This is a genomic window from Kineococcus auxinigenes, from assembly GCF_050871525.1.
GTDB lineage: Bacteria > Actinomycetota > Actinomycetes > Actinomycetales > Kineococcaceae > Kineococcus.
Window position 1 is genome coordinate 1 of the sequence record NZ_JBKBCT010000067.1, and the last position, 20,497, is coordinate 20,497.

General features: G+C 75.1%; 19 protein-coding genes. 14 read left to right on the forward strand and 5 right to left on the reverse strand.

Going from position 1 to position 20,497, the window contains the following annotated elements:
* Positions 1-106: 106 nt before the first annotated feature.
* The 3 genes from ACRYR9_RS15865 to ACRYR9_RS15875 form a co-directional block, all read right to left on the reverse strand.
* Positions 107-463 carry a hypothetical protein gene (locus ACRYR9_RS15865; protein WP_432491332.1) on the reverse strand — a complete coding sequence of 119 codons (357 nt, stop codon included), beginning with the start codon at positions 461-463 and terminating at the stop codon, positions 107-109.
* Positions 464-615: 152 nt separating this feature from the next.
* Complete coding sequence (locus tag ACRYR9_RS15870; RefSeq protein ID WP_432491330.1) at positions 616-2,115, reverse strand: leucyl aminopeptidase; 1,500 nt, start codon at positions 2,113-2,115, stop codon at positions 616-618.
* Between the two features lie 9 nt (positions 2,116-2,124).
* Complete coding sequence (locus tag ACRYR9_RS15875) at positions 2,125-3,276, reverse strand: nicotinate-nucleotide--dimethylbenzimidazole phosphoribosyltransferase (protein ID WP_432491328.1); 1,152 nt, start codon at positions 3,274-3,276, stop codon at positions 2,125-2,127.
* A gap of 182 nt (positions 3,277-3,458) precedes the next feature.
* Between ACRYR9_RS15875 and ACRYR9_RS15880 the strand changes: the two genes are divergently transcribed.
* The 8 genes from ACRYR9_RS15880 to ACRYR9_RS15915 all read left to right on the forward strand — a co-directional run bounded on the left by ACRYR9_RS15880 (position 3,459) and on the right by ACRYR9_RS15915 (position 12,610).
* Positions 3,459-4,742, forward strand: coding sequence for a GAF domain-containing protein (locus tag ACRYR9_RS15880; RefSeq protein ID WP_432491326.1), 1,284 nt, complete (start codon positions 3,459-3,461; stop codon positions 4,740-4,742).
* Between the two features lie 151 nt (positions 4,743-4,893).
* On the forward strand, positions 4,894-6,417 hold the full coding sequence (gene adh, locus ACRYR9_RS15885; protein WP_432491324.1) for an aldehyde dehydrogenase: 1,524 nt from the start codon (positions 4,894-4,896) through the stop codon (positions 6,415-6,417).
* Between the two features lie 14 nt (positions 6,418-6,431).
* Complete coding sequence (locus tag ACRYR9_RS15890; protein WP_432491322.1) at positions 6,432-6,896, forward strand: DUF779 domain-containing protein; 465 nt, start codon at positions 6,432-6,434, stop codon at positions 6,894-6,896.
* Between the two features lie 21 nt (positions 6,897-6,917).
* The gene (locus ACRYR9_RS15895) at positions 6,918-7,961 is read left to right on the forward strand and encodes a Gfo/Idh/MocA family protein (protein WP_432491320.1); all 1,044 of its coding nucleotides are present in this window, start codon (positions 6,918-6,920) and stop codon (positions 7,959-7,961) included.
* Positions 7,962-8,163: 202 nt separating this feature from the next.
* A complete protein-coding gene (locus tag ACRYR9_RS15900) occupies positions 8,164-9,492 on the forward strand; it encodes an MFS transporter (RefSeq protein ID WP_432491318.1) in 1,329 nt (442 codons plus the stop codon).
* A gap of 109 nt (positions 9,493-9,601) precedes the next feature.
* Positions 9,602-10,699 carry a quinone-dependent dihydroorotate dehydrogenase gene (locus tag ACRYR9_RS15905; protein ID WP_432491445.1) on the forward strand — a complete coding sequence of 366 codons (1,098 nt, stop codon included), beginning with the start codon at positions 9,602-9,604 and terminating at the stop codon, positions 10,697-10,699.
* Positions 10,700-10,801: 102 nt separating this feature from the next.
* The gene (locus ACRYR9_RS15910; protein WP_432491316.1) at positions 10,802-12,358 is read left to right on the forward strand and encodes an MFS transporter; all 1,557 of its coding nucleotides are present in this window, start codon (positions 10,802-10,804) and stop codon (positions 12,356-12,358) included.
* 42 nt (positions 12,359-12,400) lie between these two features.
* A complete protein-coding gene (locus ACRYR9_RS15915; RefSeq protein ID WP_432491314.1) occupies positions 12,401-12,610 on the forward strand; it encodes a hypothetical protein in 210 nt (69 codons plus the stop codon).
* Positions 12,611-12,654: 44 nt separating this feature from the next.
* Here the strand turns inward: ACRYR9_RS15915 and ACRYR9_RS15920 are convergent, their stop codons facing one another.
* Together ACRYR9_RS15920 and ACRYR9_RS15925 are read right to left on the reverse strand one after the other, a co-directional pair.
* Positions 12,655-13,665, reverse strand: coding sequence for an aldo/keto reductase family protein (locus tag ACRYR9_RS15920; RefSeq protein WP_432491312.1), 1,011 nt, complete (start codon positions 13,663-13,665; stop codon positions 12,655-12,657).
* An 84-nt stretch (positions 13,666-13,749) separates the two neighbouring features.
* Positions 13,750-14,343, reverse strand: coding sequence for a DUF3043 domain-containing protein (locus tag ACRYR9_RS15925; RefSeq protein ID WP_432491310.1), 594 nt, complete (start codon positions 14,341-14,343; stop codon positions 13,750-13,752).
* A gap of 90 nt (positions 14,344-14,433) precedes the next feature.
* On the opposite strand from ACRYR9_RS15925, the gene ACRYR9_RS15930 reads away from it, so the two are divergent.
* The 6 genes from ACRYR9_RS15930 to ACRYR9_RS15955 all read left to right on the forward strand — a co-directional run bounded on the left by ACRYR9_RS15930 (position 14,434) and on the right by ACRYR9_RS15955 (position 20,355).
* Entirely contained in the window at positions 14,434-15,879 is a 1,446-nt protein-coding gene (locus ACRYR9_RS15930; protein ID WP_432491308.1) for a dipeptidase, read from the forward strand.
* 84 nt (positions 15,880-15,963) lie between these two features.
* Complete coding sequence (locus ACRYR9_RS15935) at positions 15,964-16,323, forward strand: HesB/IscA family protein (protein ID WP_432491306.1); 360 nt, start codon at positions 15,964-15,966, stop codon at positions 16,321-16,323.
* Positions 16,324-16,505: 182 nt separating this feature from the next.
* Positions 16,506-17,147, forward strand: a complete 642-nt coding sequence (aat, locus tag ACRYR9_RS15940) for a leucyl/phenylalanyl-tRNA--protein transferase (protein WP_432491304.1) — start codon at positions 16,506-16,508, stop codon at positions 17,145-17,147.
* Between the two features lie 92 nt (positions 17,148-17,239).
* Entirely contained in the window at positions 17,240-18,178 is a 939-nt protein-coding gene (gene ctaC, locus ACRYR9_RS15945) for an aa3-type cytochrome oxidase subunit II (protein ID WP_432491302.1), read from the forward strand.
* The gene (gene ctaD / locus ACRYR9_RS15950; RefSeq protein WP_432491300.1) at positions 18,178-19,950 is read left to right on the forward strand and encodes an aa3-type cytochrome oxidase subunit I; all 1,773 of its coding nucleotides are present in this window, start codon (positions 18,178-18,180) and stop codon (positions 19,948-19,950) included. The genes ctaC and ctaD overlap by 1 nt, the downstream gene beginning before the upstream one ends.
* A gap of 3 nt (positions 19,951-19,953) precedes the next feature.
* On the forward strand, positions 19,954-20,355 hold the full coding sequence (locus ACRYR9_RS15955; protein WP_432491298.1) for a cytochrome c oxidase subunit 4: 402 nt from the start codon (positions 19,954-19,956) through the stop codon (positions 20,353-20,355).
* The last annotated feature ends 142 nt before the right edge of the window (positions 20,356-20,497 follow it).

The following is a 20,497-nucleotide window of genomic DNA, read 5'->3' on the forward strand; positions in this document are numbered from 1 at the left end:
ACCCCCAACCCCCGGCCGCCTGGGGGCGCGTGTGAGGGGCCCACCGCCCGCGGGCGGCGGCCCCCGGCGGGGGGCCGCCGCCGTCGTGCGCGCGTGGTGGAGCGGTTCAGCGCTCCCGCTCGAAGGACACCGACTCCTTGCGGACGGAGATGGACTCCTTGCGCAGGCTCACCGACTCCTTGCGGGTGGCGGTGGACTCCTTGCGGGTGGTCACCGACTCCTTGCGAGTGGTGACGGACTCCTTGCGGGTGGTCACCGACTCCTTGCGGGCGTCGACGGACGCCTGGAAGGCCGAGGAGCTGACGATCGAGATCGCCGGGGGGGCGGCCGAGGCGGACGCAGCCGTCAGCAGGCCGCCACCGGCGAGCACCGCGGACGCGGCCGCGGCGGCTGCGGTGCGGCGGGCGAGCAGGCGCAGGCGGGGCTGCGCGGCGGCGTTCCGGGTGGAGTGCGTGGTGGGCATGGATCCTCCAGGGAATCGACCCCGTCGGTGCGAGGTGCGCGGGTGGGCCTCATCGGGTGGACGGTCGACGTCCCCCGAGGACCGTCACGCTGAGCATAGCGGTAGTTGCTCTTCGTGCACGCCCTGTGAGGTGAATCGCCCGCGAGCCGGGTTCAGGAGGACAGGTCCTCGGCGAGCGCCACGAGGGTCCGCACCGCCACGCCCGTGCCGCCGCGGTGGGTGTACCCGTACGGCTCGGTCGTCAGGAAGGACGGCCCGGCGATGTCCAGGTGGGCCCAGGGCACGGGGGTGCCGTCGGCGCGCTCCCCGATGAACTCGCGCAGGAACAGCCCCGCGACCAGCATGCCGCCGGCGCGGTCGCCGATGTTGGCGAGGTCGGCCACCTGCGAGTCCAGGCTCGCCCGCAGCTCCTGCGGCAGGGGCATCGGCCAGAACTGCTCACCGGCCCGCTCCGCCGCGGCCAGCACCTCGGCGCGGAAGGCGTCGTCGTTGCCCATGACCGCCGAGACCCGGTTGCCCAGCGCCACCACCTGGGCGCCCGTGAGGGTCGCCACGTCCACCACGCGGTCCGGCTGCTCCGCGGTCGCCGCCACCAGCGCGTCACCAAGCACCAGGCGGCCCTCGGCGTCGGTGTTGAGGACCTCGACCGTCGTGCCGCCGTGCATGGTCAGCACGTCCGAGGGCCGGATCGCCGTGCCGGAGGGCATGTTCTCGGCGACCGCGAGCCAGCCCGTGACCCGCACCGGCAGGTCGAGGCCGGCGACCGCCTTGACGGCTGCGAGCACGGCCGCGGCGCCCGACATGTCGCTCTTCATCGTCTCCATGCCTGCGGGGGGCTTGAGGGAGAGGCCGCCGGAGTCGAAGGTGATGCCCTTGCCGACCAGCGCCAGGTGCGCCTTCGCGCCCCTCGGCGCGTGCTCCACCACCACGAGCCGCGGCGGCCGGGACGAGCCCTGGCCCACGCCGAGGATGCCGCCGTAGCCGCCCTCGGCCAGTTCGGTCTCCGTGAGCACCCGCACGCTCAGCGCCGTGCCGCGCGCCAGGTCCTGCGCCGCGTCGGCGAGGTCGGCCGGGGCGAGGTCGCCGGGGGCGGTGTTCACCAGGTCGCGCGCGACGGCGACGGCCTCGCCGACCACGCGCGCCCGCTCCAGCGCCGCGCGCAGCGCCTTGTCGCGCGGCTTGCCCACCAGCAGCGCCACCTGCTCCACGGGCGGGCGCTGAGCGGCCTTGTAGCGGGTGAAGGCGTAAGCGCCCAGGGCCGCGCCCTCGGCCAGCGCACCGGCGGCTGCCGCGTCCGGGACGGGCAGGGCCAGCGCGACGCGGCGGCGGCCGGCGAGCGCGCGCACGGCCGCACCGGCCGCCCGGCGCAGGGCCTCGGGGTCCGCCGGGTCCTCGCCCAGGCCGGTGACCGCGACCAGGGGCGCGGAGACTCCTTCGACCTGCGGCAGCAGGTGCACCGAGCCGGCGGCGCCGTCGGCGCCGAGGTCGGCCAGGGCCCGCGCGATCGCCGAGCGCGTCGCCCGGGGGAGGTCGTCGGCCCCCAGCAGCACCGGTGCGGCCGGGGCGGGACCGGTGCCCCGGGCGGCCCCCAGCACGACGGCGTCCGCGGGGACGGTCTTGACGGACTTGCTGCTCAGCTCCAGGCGCACCACCCCGCCAGCCTACCCAGCGGCGTGCGCGCCGCCCTGCTGCCCCGATCCGCCGACCTCCTCCTGCGCCGCGGGCTCGGGACCCGGCTGCGGCTCGGGACCGGGCTCGGGCGGCGGCGGGGCGGCCGCCGCGTCCGCAGCGGCCAGCACCTGCGCGGCCCGCAGCACGCCCAGCGCCGCCAGGGCCCCGGTGCCCGCCCCGCGTCCGGCGCCCAGGTCGAGCACCGGGGTCAGCTTGAGGCGGTCCACGGCCAGGTGCTGGGCCGGCTCGGCCGTGCGCGCGCCCACGGCCCACCACTTCTCCGCCCCCGGCACGGCGCGCGAGGCGACCAGGGCCGCGGCGGCCCCCACCACGCCGTCCAGCACCACCGGCGTGCGGCGCGCCGCCGCGCGCAGCAGGAACCCCACGGCCGCCGCGGTGTCCGGGCTGCCGACGGTCTGCAGCAGCACCGCGGGCCGGGTCGCCACCGGCCGCGCCCGGCGCACCGCGTCGCGCACCGCCGCCGCCTTGCGCATCCACGCGTCGTCGTCCACCCCGCTGCCCCGCCCCACCACGTCGACGGCGCTCTTGCGCAGGCACGCGGCGACGAGGGTGGCGGCGACGGTGGTGGCGCCCGCCCCCACGTCGCCCAGCAGCAGCAGGTCCACGCCCTCGTCGGCGGCCTCGTCGGCCACGGCGGCGCCCGCCCGCACGGCCGCCTCCGTCTCCTCGGCCGTCATCGCGTCACCGGCCGCCACGTCCCCGCTGCCCGCGCGCACCGCCCGCGCCGTCACCGGCGCCGGCAGGCCGTCCAGGACCGCCGCGGGGGCGTCCACCCCCACCGCGTGCACGGCCAGCTCCACCCCGGCGGCCGCGGCCAGCGCCGCCGCCGCGTGGGTGCCGGCCACCAGGGCGCGCACCGCGTCCGCGGCGGTGGCGGACCCCGGCGCCGACACGCCGCGCGCCGCCACCCCGTGGTCACCGGCCAGCACGACCAGGCGCACGCGCTCCAGCGGACCGGCGACGTCGGCGTCGCGGGTGCCCGCCAGCCAGGTCGCCAGCTCGCGCAGCCGCGAGGGCGCCCGCAGCGGTGAGCCGGGACCGGCGGGCGCGGCGGGTGCGTGCGGGGAGCGCAGCCCCTCGGCGACCTCGCGCAGGTTCAGCGGCCGCGGGCCGTCGGTCATCGGGAGCTCCTCGGGTGGTGGTCGTGGGGCGGTGCGGGCGGCGCCGCGCGGTCCGTGCAGATCGTCGCACCCGCGAGCACCCCGCTCCCGCGGGCGGGTGCGGGGCGCTTGTGGGCGGCGGCCGCCCGCGCCTACCGTCGCGGCGACGGGTCGAGGGCGACCGGGGACGGGGGAGAGCGCTCGTGGGCGGCAGGGGTGCGGTGCGCGAGGGCCTGCTCGCAGCGCGCGAGCACTGGCTGGCGTCCAGCGCGGGCGGCGCCGGCGCGCCCCCGCCGGGCGCGCGCGGGCCGGTCCGCACGGTGGTCTCGGAGTCGTGGCTGCGCAGCCGCAGCACCGGCCTGGACCCCGACGGCGTGCTGGCCCCGCTGGCCCTGCAGGGCGCGGAGCTGCGCGAGCGCCGCGCGGCGCACCCGCTGGCCCCCGTCCTGCCCACCGCGCGGCGCCTGCTCCTGGCCGAGCCGCTGGGCGTGCCGGTGCTGATGGCGGTCGGCGACACCGACGGCACCCTGCTGTGGGTGGAGGGCGAGGCCGGGTTGCGCCGCGCCGCGGAGGCGATGAGCTTCCTGCCGGGCGCCCGCTGGAGCGAGGACGCCGCCGGCACCAACGCCCCCGGCACCGCGCTGGCGCTGGCCCGCCCGGTGCGGGTGCGCTCGGGGGAGCACTACGCCACGGCCGCGACCCGCTGGAGCTGCTCGGCGGCACCGGTGCACGACCCCGCCACGGGGCGGGTGCTGGGCGTGCTGGACCTCACCGGCGGCGACGACCTGGGCCGCGAGCGCGCCCTGGCCCTGGTGCGCGCGGCGGTGGGCGCCGTGGAGGGCGAGCTGCGGGTGGCGGCCCTGCGCCGCGGCCTGGGCGGGACCGGCGGTGCCGGCGCCCCCGCGCGACTGCGGCTGCTGGGCGCCGGCGAGGCCGTGCTGCGCGCGGGCGGACGCGAGCGCGCGCTGTCCCTGCGCCACGCCGAGCTGCTGACGCTGCTGCTGACCGGGCCTGCGGACGGCTGGAGCGCCGGCGCGCTGGCTACCGCCCTGGACGAGCGCGGCCTGGCGACGGTGTCGGTGCGCGCCGAGGTCCACCGGCTGCGCGCGGTGCTCGCCGGGTGCGCCGGCGGTGCGCTGGGCCTGTCGCCCTCGCCGTACCGGCTCACCGGTGAGCTGTGCTGCGACGTGCTGGACGTGCGCCGGGCGCTGCGCGAGGGCCGCACCGGCGACGCCGTCGACGCCTGGACGGGTGACCTGCTGCCCGCGTCCGACGCGCCCGGGGTGCGCGAGGTCCGCGAGGAGCTGCTGGTGGCGTTGCGCACCGCCGTGCTGGAGGGCGGGGACGACGACGCGCTGCTGCGCTTCTCGCGCACCGGCGCCGGCCGCGACGACCCGCACGTCGCCGCCGAGCTGCTGCGGCGCCTGCCGTCCGGGCACCCCGGCCGCGGGGAGGCCCTGGCCCGCACCGCGCGCCACCCCGGCTGAGGGACCGGTGGTGCACGGCGCGCTGCGACCACGGCGCGCTGCAACGCGGTTGCAACGCCCCCGCCCGTACGGTGGCGGCGCCGGGCGACGAGGTCGTCGCCCGCCGGGCGACGAGGTGGTCGCCCGCGTCCACTCCCCGCGGAGGTGCACCGTGACCGTCTACGAAGCTCCCGGCCGTCCCGGCAGCCTGGTCTCCTACGCCGAGCGCTACGACCACTTCATCGGTGGCGAGCGCGTACCCCCCGCCTCGGGCGAGTACTTCGAGAACCCCAGCCCCGTCACCGGGCAGGTGTTCACCGAGGTCGCCCGCGGCACCGCCGACGACGTCGAGCGCGCGCTGGACGCCGCGCACGCCGCCGCCCCCGCCTGGGGCCGCACGCCCGTGGCCGAGCGCGCCCTGGTGCTGAACCGCATCGCCGACCGCATCGAGCAGAACCTCGAGAAGCTCGCGGTCGCCGAGACGTGGGACAACGGCAAGCCGGTGCGCGAGTGCCTGGCCGCCGACCTGCCGCTGGTGGTCGACCACCTGCGCTACTTCGCCGGCGTGGTGCGCGCCCAGGAGGGCGGCATCTCCCAGATCGACGACGACACCGTCGCCTACCACTTCCACGAACCCCTGGGCGTCGTCGGGCAGATCATCCCGTGGAACTTCCCGCTGCTCATGGCGGTCTGGAAGCTCGCCCCGGCGCTCGCGGCCGGCAACGCCGTCGTCCTCAAGCCCGCCGAGCAGACGCCCGCGTCGATCATGCTGCTGATGGACCTCATCGGCGACCTGCTGCCGCCGGGCGTGGTGAACGTCGTCAACGGGTTCGGCGCCGAGGCCGGCAAGCCGCTGGCGAGCTCCCCGCGCATCCGCAAGATCGCCTTCACCGGCGAGACGACGACCGGCCGGCTGATCATGCAGTACGCCAGCCAGAACCTCATCCCCGTCACGCTGGAGCTCGGCGGCAAGAGCCCGAACATCTTCTTCGAGGACGTCGCCCGCGCGAAGGACGAGTTCTACGACAAGGCCCTCGAGGGGTTCACCATGTTCGCCCTCAACCAGGGCGAGGTCTGCACCTGCCCCTCGCGCGCGCTCATCCAGTCCAGCATCTACGACGAGTTCCTCACCGCGGCCACCGAGCGCACCAGGGCGGTGAAGCAGGGGAACCCGCTGGACACCGCGACGATGATCGGTGCCCAGGCGAGCAACGACCAGCTCGAGAAGATCCTGTCCTACATCGACATCGGGCAGCAGGAGGGCGCGAAGCTGGTCACGGGCGGGCACCGCTCGGACCTCGGCGGGGAGTTGTCCGGCGGCTACTACGTCGAGCCGACGATCTTCGAGGGCGACAACTCGATGCGCATCTTCCAGGAGGAGATCTTCGGCCCGGTCGTGTCCGTCGCCAGGTTCGACGACCCCGACGACGCTCTGAAGATGGCCAACGACACCCTCTACGGGCTCGGGGCCGGGGTGTGGTCGCGCGACGTCCACCTCGCCTACCGGATGGGCCGCGGCATCCAGGCGGGCAGGGTGTGGACGAACAACTACCACGCGTACCCCGCGCACGCGGCGTTCGGCGGGTACAAGAGCTCGGGCATCGGCCGGGAGAACCACCGCATGATGCTCGACCACTACCAGCAGACCAAGAACCTGCTGGTGAGCTACTCCACCTCCAAGCTCGGCTTCTTCTGACGGGCGGTGGCGGTGTGAGCGGTGGCGGTGCGGCTGGTGGCGGTGCCCGGCCGCCCGAGAAGGTGGCGCTGACCGCGCAGGCGGCGCGCCAGCTGCGCCGCCTGCGGCAGCGGCACGGCGAGCTGATGTTCCACCAGTCGGGCGGCTGCTGCGACGGCAGTTCCCCGATGTGCTTCGCGGCCGGGGAGTTCACCACCTCCGACGCCGACGAGCACCTGGGCGACGTGGTGGTCCCCGCGCAGGGGGAGGCCGAGGAGTTCTCCGTGCCGGTGTGGATGTCGAAGGAGCAGTACGCCCGGTGGGCGCACACGCACCTGACCATCGACCTCGTGCCCGGCCGGGGGGCGGGTTTCTCGCTCGAGGCCCCCGACGGGGTGCGGTTCCTGGTGCGCTCGCGCCTGCTGGGGGCGAGCGCGGCCGGGGGCGCGGCCGGCGGTGGGCCCGGGGCCGCGGGCGGTGCTCCGCCCGCGGCACCGTGAGGCGGCGGTAGCGTCCGGGACGTGGACACCTCGCCGGACACCACCCCGCCCGTCCGCTTCGCCGTGGTCGGCTACGGCGGCGGCGGGCGCTGGTTCCACGCGCCCGTCGTCGCCGGTGCGCCCGGGTGCGAGCTGGTGGCCGTGGTCACCTCGAACCCCGAGCGCGCCGCGCTGGCCCGCGCCGAGCACGGGGTGCGCACCGTCGCCGCCCTGGAGGAGCTGGCGGACCTGGGGGTGGAGGCGGTGGCGATCTCCACGCCGGCCGCCACGCACACCGAGCTCACCGAGCGGGCGCTGCGACTGGGGCTGGCGACCGTGTGCGACAAGCCCTTCGCGCTCGACGCGGCGGCGGCCGTGCGCACGGTCGCGCTCGCGCAGGAGCTGCGGGTGCCGCTGAGCCCCTACCAGAACCGCCGCTGGGACTCGGACCTGCTGACGCTGCGCCGGGTCCTGGCCGACGGCGAGCTGGGGGAGGTGCTGCGCTTCGAGTCCGCGTTCGAGCGGTGGACCCCGGGCGATCCGCCGGAAGCGGGCGGCGGGCTGCTGCGCGACTTCGGCGCCCACCTCGTCGACCAGGCCCTGCACCTGTTCGGGCCGGTGGAGACCGTGGCCGCGCAGACGCGCGGCGGCGAGGGCGCCGAGGACGACTGGCGGGTGCAGCTGGCCCACGCGGGCGGCGTGCGCAGCGAGCTGTCCGGCTCGTGGCACCAGGCGCTGCCCGCGCCGCGCTTCCGCGTCACCGGCACGCGCGGCACCTTCGTGGTGGACGCGCCGGTGGACGGGCAGGAGGAGGCCCTGCTGGCCGGGCGCACCCCGGCGGGGGAGGGCGCGGCGTGGGGCGCCGAGCCGCCCTCGCGCTGGGGGCACCTCGCGCTCGGCGGCGGTGCGGTGCGGCGGGTGCCGGCCGAGCACGGCCGCTGGCCGGACTTCTACGCCGCCTTCGCCCGGGCGGTGCGGGGCCTGGGGCCGCTCCCGGTGGACCCGAACGACGCGGTGCGCACCACGGCCGTCGTGGACGCGGCCCGCCGCGCGGCGGCGCTGGGCGTCACCGTCGAGGTGGGCTGAGCCACCGCACCCGGAGCTGGCGTCCCACCATGTGGGACGCCGGTCTCGCCAACTGGATGCGGGCGGTGCGCTCGGGCACCCTCCTGGAGCACCCGGAGCGGCGACGGCGACCCCGGTGCCCACCCGGGTGCCAGCGCCGGGCGCGGGCGGACCCCCGACCGCGGCGCGACCACGCCCAGCCCCCCTCCCGCGAAGGTGCCCCATGGGTCCGTCCGACCTGAACACCGCGACCACCCGGTCCGACCCCGCGTCCCCGGGCGCGCCCGCCAACCCGGTCCGCCGGGTCGCCGCCGCCAGCCTCATCGGCACCACGATCGAGTTCTACGACTTCTACGTCTACGCGACGGCCGCCGTCCTCGTCTTCGGCCCGCTGTTCTTCCCCTCGGAGAACGAGACCGCGCAGACGCTCGCCTCGCTGGCCAGCTTCGCCATCGCCTTCGTCGCCCGCCCGATCGGCTCGATCGTCTTCGGCCACTTCGGCGACCGCATCGGCCGCAAGACCACCCTGGTGGCCGCGCTGCTCGTCATGGGCATCTCCACCGTCCTCATCGGCGTGCTGCCCACCCACGCGAGCGTCGGCAACCTCGCCCCCGCGCTGCTGTGCCTGCTGCGCTTCGGCCAGGGCTTCGGCCTGGGCGGGGAGTGGGGCGGTGCGGCGCTGCTGGCCACCGAGAACGCCCCGCCGAACCGCCGTGCGCTGTACGGGATGTTCCCGCAGCTGGGCGCCCCGCTGGGCTTCATCATCGCCAACACCCTCTTCATCGTGCTGGCCACGACGATGAGCGACGAGGCCTTCACGTCCTGGGGCTGGCGCGTGCCGTTCCTGCTCTCCGCCGTCCTGGTCCTCCTGGGCCTGTGGATCCGCCTGAGCCTCGCGGAGACCCCCGTCTTCGCCCGCGCCCTCGCCGAGAACCGCCAGGTGCGCGTTCCGGTGGCCGAGACCTTCCGCACCAGCTGGAGGATCCTCGTGCTGGGCGCCTTCTCGGTGATGCTGACCTACACGCTCTTCTACCTGACCACGACCTGGTCCCTGGCCCACGGCACCTCCCCCGCGCTGGGCTACGAGCGCCAGGACTTCCTGCTCATGCTCTGCGTCGCCGTCCTGTTCATGGCCGCGGCGACCCCGCTGTCCGGGGTCCTCTCGGACCGCTTCGGCCGCCGCCCGGTGCTGGCCGCCGCGATGGTCGGCGGCGCCGTCGTCGGCCTGCTCACCGGCCCGCTGCTGGGCTCGGGCAGCACCGCCCTGGTCATGGTGTGGCTGTGCTCCGGCCTGTTCTTCATGGGCCTGGTCTTCGGGCCCATCGGCGCCTACCTGCCCGAGCTGTTCCCCACGAACGTGCGCTACACGGGCGCCTCGCTCTCCTTCAACGCCGGCAGCATCCTCGGCGCCTCGCTGGCCCCGTACACCGCGGTGCGCCTGGCGGAGGCGCACGGCGTCAGCTGGGTGGGCTTCTACCTCGCCGCCACGGCCGTCGTCAGCCTCGTCGCGCTGTCCCTGCTGCGCGAGACCCGCACCGCCGACATCGGCTGAGCCGCCCCCCGGGCCCGCTTCCCCGCGCGGGGGAGCGGGCCCGGGGGGCGTTACCCTGCCCCTTGGTCGCGGCCGGGGGGCGGCGGACGGATCGACGAGGGGGAACGTGGTGGCTGGCGGCTCGGGGGCTGCGTACCGGGCGCTGTACCGCAGCGTCCTGACGAGGATCGACCCCGAGGTGGCCCACCACTGGGCGTTCACCGGGATGCGCACGGCCGCCCGGGTGCCCCCCGTGGTCCCGCTGCTGCGCCGGGCCTTCGTGGAGACCGACCCGCGCCTGCGCACCCGCGCCCTCGGCATGGACCTCGCCGGCCCGCTCGGCCTGGCCGCCGGGTTCGACAAGGACGGCGCCGGCGTCGAGGCGCTGGCGCACTTCGGCTTCTCCTTCGTCGAGGTCGGCACCGTCACGGCGCTGCCCCAGCCGGGCAACCCCAAGCCCCGCCTGCACCGCCTCGTCGAGGACCGCGCCGTCGTCAACCGCATGGGCTTCAACAACTCCGGCGCCGAGGCCGTCGCCCGCCGCCTGCGCCGCCTGCGTGCCGTGCCCCCGCGCCACCCCGTCGGCATCGGCGTCAACATCGGCAAGAGCAAGGTCGTGGCCGAGGAGGACGCCCCCGCCGACTACGCCGCCTCGGCGCGGCTGCTGGCCCCCTACGCCGACTACCTCGTCGTCAACGTCAGCTCCCCGAACACCCCCGGGCTGCGCGACCTGCAGGCGGTGGACAAGCTCCGCCCCGTCCTGGCGGCCACCCGCGCCGCCGCCGGGGAGACCTCCCACCGGCACGTGCCGCTGCTCGTGAAGATCGCTCCCGACCTCTCCGACGAGGACGTGGACGCCGTGGCGGACCTGGCGCTCGAGCAGGGCCTGGACGGCATCGTCGCCACCAACACCACGATCGGCCGGGAGGGGCTGCGCTCGGACCCGGCCGCTGTCACCGCCGCGGGCGCCGGCGGACTCTCGGGAGCGCCGCTGCGGGAGCGGTCGGTGCAGGTGCTGCGCCGGCTCGCCGACCGCACCACCGACCGCCTCACGCTCGTCAGCGTGGGCGGCGTGGAGACCGCCGACGACGTGCGCGAGCGCCTGGAGGCCGGGGCCTCCCTCGTGCAGGCGTACACCGCCTTCATCTACGAGGGGCCCGGCTGGGCCCGGCGGGTCCTGTCCGAGCTCGCCGCCTCCCGCTCCCGCCGCGAGACCGACCGGGTCTGAGCCCGGGCCGGCCCGCTGCCGAGTTGTGGACCCGGCGCGCAGCGGCGACGGTCGGGGGAGTCCCGCGAGCGCCCGCCGCTCACCCCTGCGCGAGGAGTCCCCGTGACCGACGTCGAGCAGCGCCACCGCGGCGCCTCGGACGAGCCCGGCCGCCTCGGCGGCACCGACGACCACGGCCCCGCCGACCCCGCCCGCTGGCGGGCCCTCGGCGTCTGCCTCGCCGTGGGCTTCATGACGCTGCTGGACGTCTCCATCGTCAACGTGGCCCTGCCCTCCATCGAGAGCTCCCTGGGGGCCGGGCCGGCGCAGGTGCAGTGGATCGTCGCCGGCTACGCCCTGGCCTTCGGCCTGGTGCTCGTGCCCGCCGGGCGCTTCGGCGACCTCCTCTCGCGCCGCGCGGTGTTCCTGGTGGGCCTGGCCGGTTTCGTCCTCACCAGCGCCGCCGCCGGTCTCGTGCAGTCCGCCACCGCCCTGGCGGTCGTGCGGCTGCTGCAGGGGGTGACCGCCGGGCTGGTCAACCCGCAGGTCCTCGCCCTCATCCAGCAGTTGTTCAGCGGCGCCGAGCGCGCGCGCGCCTTCGCCGCCTTCGGCACGACCGTCGGGCTGTCCACCGCCGTCGGCCCCCTGCTGGGCGGGGTGATCCTGGCCGTCTTCGGGGAGGAGGAGGGCTGGCGCGGGGTCTTCCTCGTCAACGTCCCCCTCGGCCTGGTGCTGCTGCCGCTGGCGTGGCGCTGGCTGCCGCGCCAGGGCTCCGGCGAGCGGCGGGCGCGTCCCGGCTTCGACGTCGTGGGCCTGGTGCTGCTGGCCGCGGCGGTGCTGCTCGTCATGCTGCCGTTCGTGCTCACCACCGGCGAGGGGGGTTCCGGGGCCCGCTGGTGGCTGCTGGCGCCCGGGGTGCTCCTGCTGGTGCTGTTCGCCCTGTGGGAGCGGCGCGAGGACCGGCGCGGCCACCAGCCCGTCGTCGCCGCCGACCTGGTGCGCACCGCGTCCTTCACCCGCGGGGCGCTCGTGGGCGTGTCCTACTTCGCCGGCTTCACCGGGATCTTCCTCGTGGTGACCCTCTACCTGCAGTCCGGGCTGGGCTTCACGCCCCTGCAGGCCGGGCTCGTGCAGACGCCGTTCGCGCTGGCCTCCGCGGTCCTGGCCCAGGTGGGCGGCCGGCAGGTCGCCGAGCGCGGCCGGCGCGTCGTCGTGGTCGGCCTGCTCGTCGTCGTCGCCGGGCTGTCCGCCGCGGACGTGGTCGCCGCCGCGGTGCAGGGCACCGCCGGCGCGATCGCCCTGGCCGCGTGCCTGGCCGTCACCGGCGCCGGCAGCGGGCTGGTCATCTCGCCCAACCAGACCCTGACCCTCGCCGAGGTGCCGCGCAGCACCGCGGGCGCCGCCGGCGGCGTCCTGCAGACCGGCCAGCGCATCGGCTCGGCGATGGGCGTCGCCGCCGTCACGGCCGTGTTCTTCTCCGTCCTCGCCGGCCAGGGCCTGAGCGGCGCGGCGGGCGCCCGCTCGGGCGAGGTGCCCGCCGAGGTCCAGGCCGCGTTCGGCGAGGCGCTGTCCACCGGGCTGCGCGTGTCGATCGGCCTGGTGGTGGCGGCGCTGGTGTTCGCCCTGCTGGACCTGCGCCGGCGCGAGGGCACCGTGCGGCCCCGGAGCCACGGCGGGTGACGTCCGGGTGCACGCTCCGCCGCGTCGGCTAGCGTCGCCGGGGTGAGGGCGACGCACTGGACCTGGACCTTCGAGGACGCCGACGGCGGGCCCGTCGCGGACGGCGGGGAGGTGTTCCTCACCCGCTCCGACGCCGAGGTCTGGATCGGGGAGAGCTGGCGCGGCCTGCGCGAGCGCGGCGCCGAGACGGCGCGCCTGCACGCCGACGGGCGGGACGTCGACGGCCCGCTCAGCCTGCGCCCCGCCGACTGAGCGGGTGCGGGCCGAGCGGGCCGGTGAGCGTCAGCGCGGGCGCGTCAGGACGGGCGCTCCGCGGGGGCGTTGCGCGCCGTGAGCGAGGGGTCGCGCTCGACGACGTCGCCGAGGGCCTCGTCCACCCGGGCCATGAGCTCCGGCGGGATGACCACGCCGGAGGCGGCGACGTTCTCCGTCACCTGCTCCGGCCGCGAGGCGCCGATGATCGCGGCCGCCACGTTGTCGTTCTGCAGCACCCACGCCACCGCCAGCTGCGACATCGACAGGTCCAGCTCGGCGGCCACGCCGCGCAGCTTCTGCACGCGCGTGAGCACGTCGTCGCGCATCCAGCGGCTGATCATCTGCCGGCCGCCCTTCTCGTCCGTGGCGCGGCTTCCGGCCGGGGGCTCGGCGCCGGGGCGGTACTTGCCCGTCAGCACGCCCTGGGCGATGGGGGAGAAGACGACCTGGGAGATCCCCAGCTCACGGCTGGCGGGGACGACCTCGCCCTCGATGACCCGGTACAGCGCCGAGTACTGCGGCTGGTTGGAGATCAGCTGGAAGCCCAGCTCGCGGGCCAGGGCGTGCCCGGCGCGCAGCTGCTCCGCCGTCCACTCGCTGACACCGACGTACAGGGCCTTGCCGGCGCGCACCACGTCGGCGAACGCCTGCATCGTCTCCTCCAGCGGCGTGGAGACGTCGTAGCGGTGCGCCTGGTAGACGTCGACGTGGTCGGTGCCGAGCCGGCGCAGCGAGCCGTCGATGGACTCGGTGATGTGCTTGCGGGACAGGCCCGAGTCGTTGTGGCCCTTCGGGCCCGTGGGGAAGTAGACCTTCGTGAGGATCTCCAGGCTCTCGCGGCGCTCGCCCTTCAGCGCCTGGCCCAGGACCGTCTCGGCGGCCGTGTTCGCGTAGACGTCGGCGGTGTCGAACGTCGAGATCCCGGCGTCGAGGGCGGCACGCACGCAGGCGATCGCGGCGTCGTTCTCGACCTGCGACCCGTGGGTGAGCCAGTTGCCGTACGTGATCTCGGAGATCTTCAGACCGCTGCGACCGAGGTGTCGGAACTCCATGGCCGCGACGGTAGGGCCTGCGGGCCCGCACCGCCCCCCAGCGCGCCGGTCAGCGGCCCACCGGGCTGGAGCGGCGGTGGGCCGTCAGCGCGGCTGCGCGCCCCTCTCGACCATCGGCACGGGCCGGCGCATCCGGCGGATCTGCAGCGCACGGGTGACGCCGTAGGAGACCAGGCCCCGCTCGGGCGCCTCGAAGCGGGCTGCCAGGGCCCTCTTGAGGCGGCGGCCCAGCAGCACGCTGTCGATGACCACGACCGCCAGCATCCCGTAGATGAGCAGTGTCGTGCCCAGCAGCAGGGGCGCGGACCCCAGGGGCTGGGCGATCATCGACAGGATCAGCGAGGCCCCGGCGATGATGAGGAAGTACTCGCCCACGTTGCGGCGGGCGTCCACGACGTCGCGCACGAACCGGCGCTGCGGGCCGCGGTCGCGCGCCGGCAGGTGGCGCTCGTCCCCGGTGAGCAGGGCCTGCTGCACCTTCAGGCGCTCCTCGCGCTGCGCCGCGCGCGCCGCCTTCGCGGCGGCCTTGCGGTCCGCCGGCACCAGCGGGCGGGCGTTGCGGGCCTGCGCCTCGCTGCGCCGGGGGGTCGGGCGCCCCTTGCCGCCCGGCTTCGTCAGCTCGACGACCGGGGCGGACGGCGCCTCGACGGCCTGCTTCTCCTTCGAGCGTCCGAACACGCCGCCAGGGTACGGCACCAGCGGCCTGCTCCAGCCGCGTCCGGCCGCGCCCGGGAGCCGGCGCGGGGCGGCGGAGTAGCGTCGGCACTCGTGAGCCAGGACACCCCGCCCCCGCCCGCCGGACCCTCGCGCACCGAGGCGCTGCGCGAGGCGTGCGCCGCCGGCGCCGCCGCTGCGCGCGCCGACCTGGAGGCGCTGGTGCGCATCCCCAGCGTCTCCGCGCGCGCCTTCGACCAGGCGCACGTCGCCGCCAGCGCCGAGGCCGTGGCCGAGCTGCTGCGCCGGGCCGGCCTGCCGGAGGTCGGGGTGCGCACCGCCACCGCCGTCGTGGACGGCGTCGAGGTGACCAGCGCGCCGGCCGTGGTGGCCCGCCGCCCCGCGCCCGCCGGCCGGCCCACCGTGCTGCTGTACGCCCACCACGACGTGCAGCCCCCCGGTCGCGACGAGCAGTGGACCACCCCGCCCTTCGAGCCGACCGAGCGCGACGGCCGCCTGTACGGCCGCGGCACCGCGGACGACAAGGCCGGCGTCGTGGTGCACCTGAACGCGCTGCGCACCCTGCTGCCGCTGTGGGGCCCCGACGACGGCGTGGGCGTCACCGTCTTCGTCGAGGGGGAGGAGGAGGTCGGCTCGCCCACCTTCGCCGCCTTCCTCGCCGAGCACCGCGCCGACCTGGCCGCCGACGTCATCGTCGTGGCCGACTCCGGCAACTGGCGGGTCGGCGTCCCGGCGATCACCACGACGCTGCGGGGGCTGGTGGACTGCGAGGTGACCGTCTCGGTGCTGAGCCACCCGGTGCACTCCGGCGTCAACGGCGGGCCGGTCCTGGACGCCCTCACCTGCCTGGCGCGGCTGGTCGCCACCCTGCACGACGAGGCCGGCGACGTGGCCGTGCGCGGCCTGACGGCCGGCAGCGCCGGCGACGTGGACCTGACCGAGGAGCAGTACCGCGCCGACGCCGGCGTCCTGGACGGGGTGCGCCTGGCCGGGACCGGCTCGATCGCCGACCGGCTGTGGACGAAGCCGGCCCTGTCCGTCATCGGGATCGACGCCACGCCGGTCGACACCGCCAGCAACACCCTGGTGCCCTCCGCGCGCGCCAAGCTGAGCCTGCGGCTGGCCCCCGGGCAGGACCCGGCCGCGGCGATGACGGCGCTGCGCCGGCACCTGCTGGCGCACGCCCCCTTCGGCGCGCGGGTCGAGGTGGCCGAGGGGGAGGCTGGCAGCTCCTTCTCCGCGGACACCTCCTCCGCGGCCCACGAGGTCGCGCGGGCCGCGTTCGAGGAGGCCTACGGCGCGCCCGTCGTGGAGATGGGCATGGGCGGCTCCATCCCCTTCATCGCCGACCTCGTCGCCGAGCACCCCGCCGCCTCGATCCTCGTCACCGGCGTGGAGGACCCCGACTCGCGCGCCCACGGACCGGACGAGTCGCTGCACCTGGCCGACTTCCAGCGCGCCTGCCTGGGCGAGGTGCTGCTGCTGGACGGCCTGGCCGGTGTGCCCGCCGCGGTGACGGGCACCGCCCCGCGGCCGTAACCTGGCCCCGGGAACAACCGTGCCGCCCCGGCGGTTGGCCCGGACAGCGTCCCTAGTCGACGAGTGGAACCGGAGACGAGCCTCATGACCACGACGACCACCGCCGAGGAGACCCGCGCCCACGGCGTGGAGCTCACCGACGTCGCCGCCACCAAGGTCCGCACCCTGCTGGAGCAGGAGGGCCGTGACGACCTGCGGCTGCGCATCGCGGTGCAGCCGGGCGGCTGCTCGGGCCTGATCTACCAGCTGTACTTCGACGAGCGCGAGCTCGACGGCGACGCCGTGCGCAACTTCGGCAGCGTCGGTGTCGTGGTGGACAAGATGAGCGCCCCCTACCTGGACGGCGCCACCATCGACTTCGCCGACACCATCGAGAAGCAGGGCTTCACGATCGACAACCCCAACGCCGGCAGCAGCTGCGCCTGCGGGGACTCGTTCTCCTGACACCGCCCGTCCCCCCGGCCCCCGGCGGGGACGCCCGCACGGCCCCCACACCCCCGGGTGCGGGGGCCGCTCGCGTCTGGGGCGCCCCGCTGCCGAGCGGGCCGGCGGCCCCGCCGCGCCACCACCCCGGGCCGGCGCGCTTCGACTTCGACCGGCTGCGGCCGCGGCCCGGGGAGGACCTCGTGGCCGCCGGCGGGGACCTGGCGCCGGCGACGCTGCTGGCGGCGTACGAGCGCGGCCTGTTCCCCATGGGGCTCGGCGGAGGCGGGCGCGGGCCCGTGGGGTGGTGGTCCCCGGACCCGCGCGGGGTCCTGCTGCCCGGCGGGGTCCGCGTCTCCCGGTCCCTGCGCCGCGCGCTGCGCGCCTTCGAGGTGCGGGTGGACACCGCCTTCGACGAGGTGGTCGCCGGGTGCGCGGACCCCTCCCGGCCGGGCGCCTGGATCACGGGGGAGGTCGCCGCCGCCTACGGGCGGCTGCACCGCCTGGGGTGGGCGCACTCGGTGGAGGTCTGGTCCGGCGGGGAGCTGGCCGGGGGCCTGTACGGCGTCGCGCTGGGCGGGCTGTTCGCCGCCGAGTCCAAGTTCCACCGCGTGCGCGACGCCTCCAAGGCCGCCGTGGTGGCGCTGGCGGACCTCCTGCTCGCCGACGGCGCGCCGGGCCGGCTGGTGGACGTGCAGTGGCGCACGGAGCACCTGGCGACCCTGGGCGTGGAGGAGGTGGGGCGCCCCCTCTACCAGCGGATGCTGGGCGCAGCCCTGGCGCTGCCGGAGCCGGCCGTGTTCGCGGCGCGCCCCGACCCGGTCCACAGCTACGACGGGGGGTAGTCTCATCACCCGTAGGGACGCTCCTGCCCACGACCCTCACGCCGGGGGCACGGGACGTCCCCGTCTCTGCACGAACCGTGGGAAGGCCGACGTTGGGCACGCGAGACTCGGACGCGACGCGTCGTCGCCGTCCCCCCAAGGCGCTGAGCGCCGGTGTCGTCGCCGCGGCAGCGCTGCTGCTGACGAGCTGCGCCGCCTCCGACTGGCCGGACGCGAGCCTGCAACAGGGGTTCCTGCCCGACGCCAGCGAGGGCGCGACGAACCACACGGACAGGATCTCCGAGCTCTGGAACGGCTCCTGGATCGCGGCACTGGCCGTCGGCCTGTTCGTCTGGGCCATGACGATCTGGTGCGTGGTGGCCTACCGCCGCCGCAAGAGCGACCCCGAGCTGCCGGCGCAGACGCGCTACAACATGCCGATCGAGATCCTCTACACGGTCGTCCCCGTGATGATGGTCGGTGTCCTCTTCTACTACACCGCCCGCGACCAGGCGGCGATCATCGACACCTCCGGCCCGGCCGACGTCAGTGTCGACGTCATCGGCAAGCAGTGGGGCTGGGACTTCAACTACCTCGACGAGTCCGGCGAGCCCATCGCCTACGAGGTCGGCCGTCAGGCCGAGCTCGACGGCGAGGAGCTCGAGGAGGGGCAGGTGCCCACCCTGTACCTCCCGGTGGACCAGAACGTCCAGTTCAACCTGTACTCGCGCGACGTGGCGCACTCCTTCTGGGTGCCGGCCTTCCTCTTCAAGATGGACCTGTACCCGGGCAGCCCCAACGAGTTCCAGCTCACCCCGACCAAGGAGGGGCTGTACAAGGGCAAGTGCGCCGAGCTCTGCGGTGATTACCACGCCGAGATGCTCTTCGACGTCCGGGTCGTGTCCCAGGCGGAGTACGAGCAGCACCTGCAGGACCTGGTGGCCGCCGGACAGTCCGGTGGGCTGACCACCGAGCTCGCGGGTGAGCTCTCGCGCCGGATCACCGGTGCCGAGCCCGCCGGCGACGAGAGCAGCAGGGGGAACAACAGCTGATGGCCAGCGAGAGCTTCAACGTGCCGGGCGTGGCGACCCGGGTCACCACGCGCCAGCCGCTGGGGACGGTCGTGCCCCGGCGGCACGGGTCCGTCATCTCGGGCTGGCTGTCCAGCACCGACCACAAGGTGATCGGCAACCTCTACTTCATCACCGCCTTCCTGTGGTTCCTGGTCGGCGGTGTCCTCGCCCTGCTCATCCGTGCCGAGCTCTTCGCGCCCGGCATGCAGGTCTTCAACACCAAGAACGAGTACAACCAGGCGTTCACGATGCACGGCACGATCATGCTGCTGCTCTTCGCGACGCCGTTGTTCTCCGCCTTCGCCAACGCGATCATGCCGCTGCAGATCGGTGCCCCGGACGTGGCGTTCCCGCGGCTGAACATGCTGTCGTACTGGCTGTTCCTGTTCGGCGGCCTCATCGCCGCGGCGGGCTTCCTGACCCCCGGCGGCGCCGCCTCCTTCGGGTGGTTCGCCTACACGCCGCTGTCGGACGTGATCCACTCACCCGGCCTGGGTGGCGACCTCTGGGTGATGGGCCTGGCCTTCTCCGGCTTCGGCACCATCCTGGGTGCGGTCAACTTCATCACCACCATCCTGTGCATGCGCATGCCCGGCATGACGATGTTCCGGATGCCGATCTTCACCTGGAACACCCTGGTCACCAGCGTGCTGGTGCTCATGGCCTTCCCGGTGCTGGCCGCCGCCCTGCTGGCGCTGGCCGCCGACCGACTGCTCAACGCGCACATCTTCGCCCCCCAGGCCGGCGGGTCGATCCTGTGGCAGCACCTCTTCTGGTTCTTCGGGCACCCCGAGGTGTACATCATCGCCCTGCCGTTCTTCGGCATCATCACCGAGATCCTGCCGGTGTTCAGCCGCAAGCCGGTCTTCGGCTACAAGGGCCTGGTCTTCGCGACGATCTCCATCGCCGGTCTGTCGGTGACGGTGTGGGCCCACCACATGTACGTCACCGGCAAGGTCCTGCTGCCGTTCTTCGCGTTCATGACGATGCTCATCGCGGTGCCCACCGGGCTGAAGTTCTTCACCTGGATCGGCACCATGTGGCGCGGGTCCATCACCATGGACACCCCGATGCTGTGGAGCGTCGGCTTCCTGGTCACCTTCCTGTTCGGTGGCCTGACCGGCGTCATCCTCGCCTCGCCGCCGCTGGACTTCCACCTCTCGGACTCCTACTTCGTGGTGGCGCACTTCCACTACGTCGTCTTCGGCACCGTGGTGTTCGCGATGTTCGCCGGCTTCCACTTCTGGTGGCCGAAGTTCACCGGCAAGATGCTGGACGAGCGCCTCGGCAAGATCCACTTCTGGATGCTGTTCGTGGGCTTCCACACCACCTTCCTCATCCAGCACTGGCTCGGTGCGGCGGGCATGCCCCGCCGGTACGCGGACTACCTGCCCGGCGAGGGCTTCCAGACGATGAACGAGATCTCCACGATCGGCTCGTTCATCCTGGGCGCCTCGTTCATCCCGTTCCTGTGGAACGTGTACCGCACCGCCCGCTTCGGGGAGCGCGTCACCAGCGACGACCCGTGGGGCTACGGCATGTCCCTGGAGTGGGCCACGTCCTGCCCGCCGCCGCGGCACAACTTCACCTCGCTGCCGCGGGTGCGCTCCGAGCGCCCGGCCTTCGACCTGCACCACCCCGAGGCCGTCGGGCACGACACGCCCACGGACGCGCGCAGCAAGAACCTCCTCGACCACGTGTACGGCGAGCCGGACCTGTCCGGCCGCAACGAAGACCTCGGAGGCCGCTGACCGATGAAGCCTGAAACCTGGCTGTTCTCCGGCGGGATCCTCTTCTTCGTCCCGGTGGCCTTCGTGTACGGCATCCTCACCCAGTGGGAGGAGCCCGTCGGGTTCATCGCCCTCCTGCTCACCGGCGGGCTGGCGCTGCTGGTGGGGACGTACCTGTTCATCACCGCCCGTCGCATCGACGCCCGTCCCGAGGACGACCTGCGGGCCGACGTCAGCGAGGGGGCGGGGGAGCAGGGCTTCTTCCCCCCGTTCAGCTGGTGGCCGCTGGCCCTGGCTCTGGCCGGTGCCCTCGTCTTCGGCGGTGCTGCCGTCGGCTGGTGGCTCTGGCTCATCGGTGTGGTCTTCACCGTTCCGATGATCGTCGGCTGGGTCTACGAGCACTACGTGGGCGAGCACGCCCACTGAGGACCTCTCCACGCTGCTGAGGGCCCCGCACCGCGAGGGGCAGATTCTGGGGATCCTCGCAACACCTGATGGCTTATGTGGCCGTCAGTAGATCACGCAGACGCTCGGCTGGGCTTGCCCAGCCCAGCGTCTTGCGTGGTGG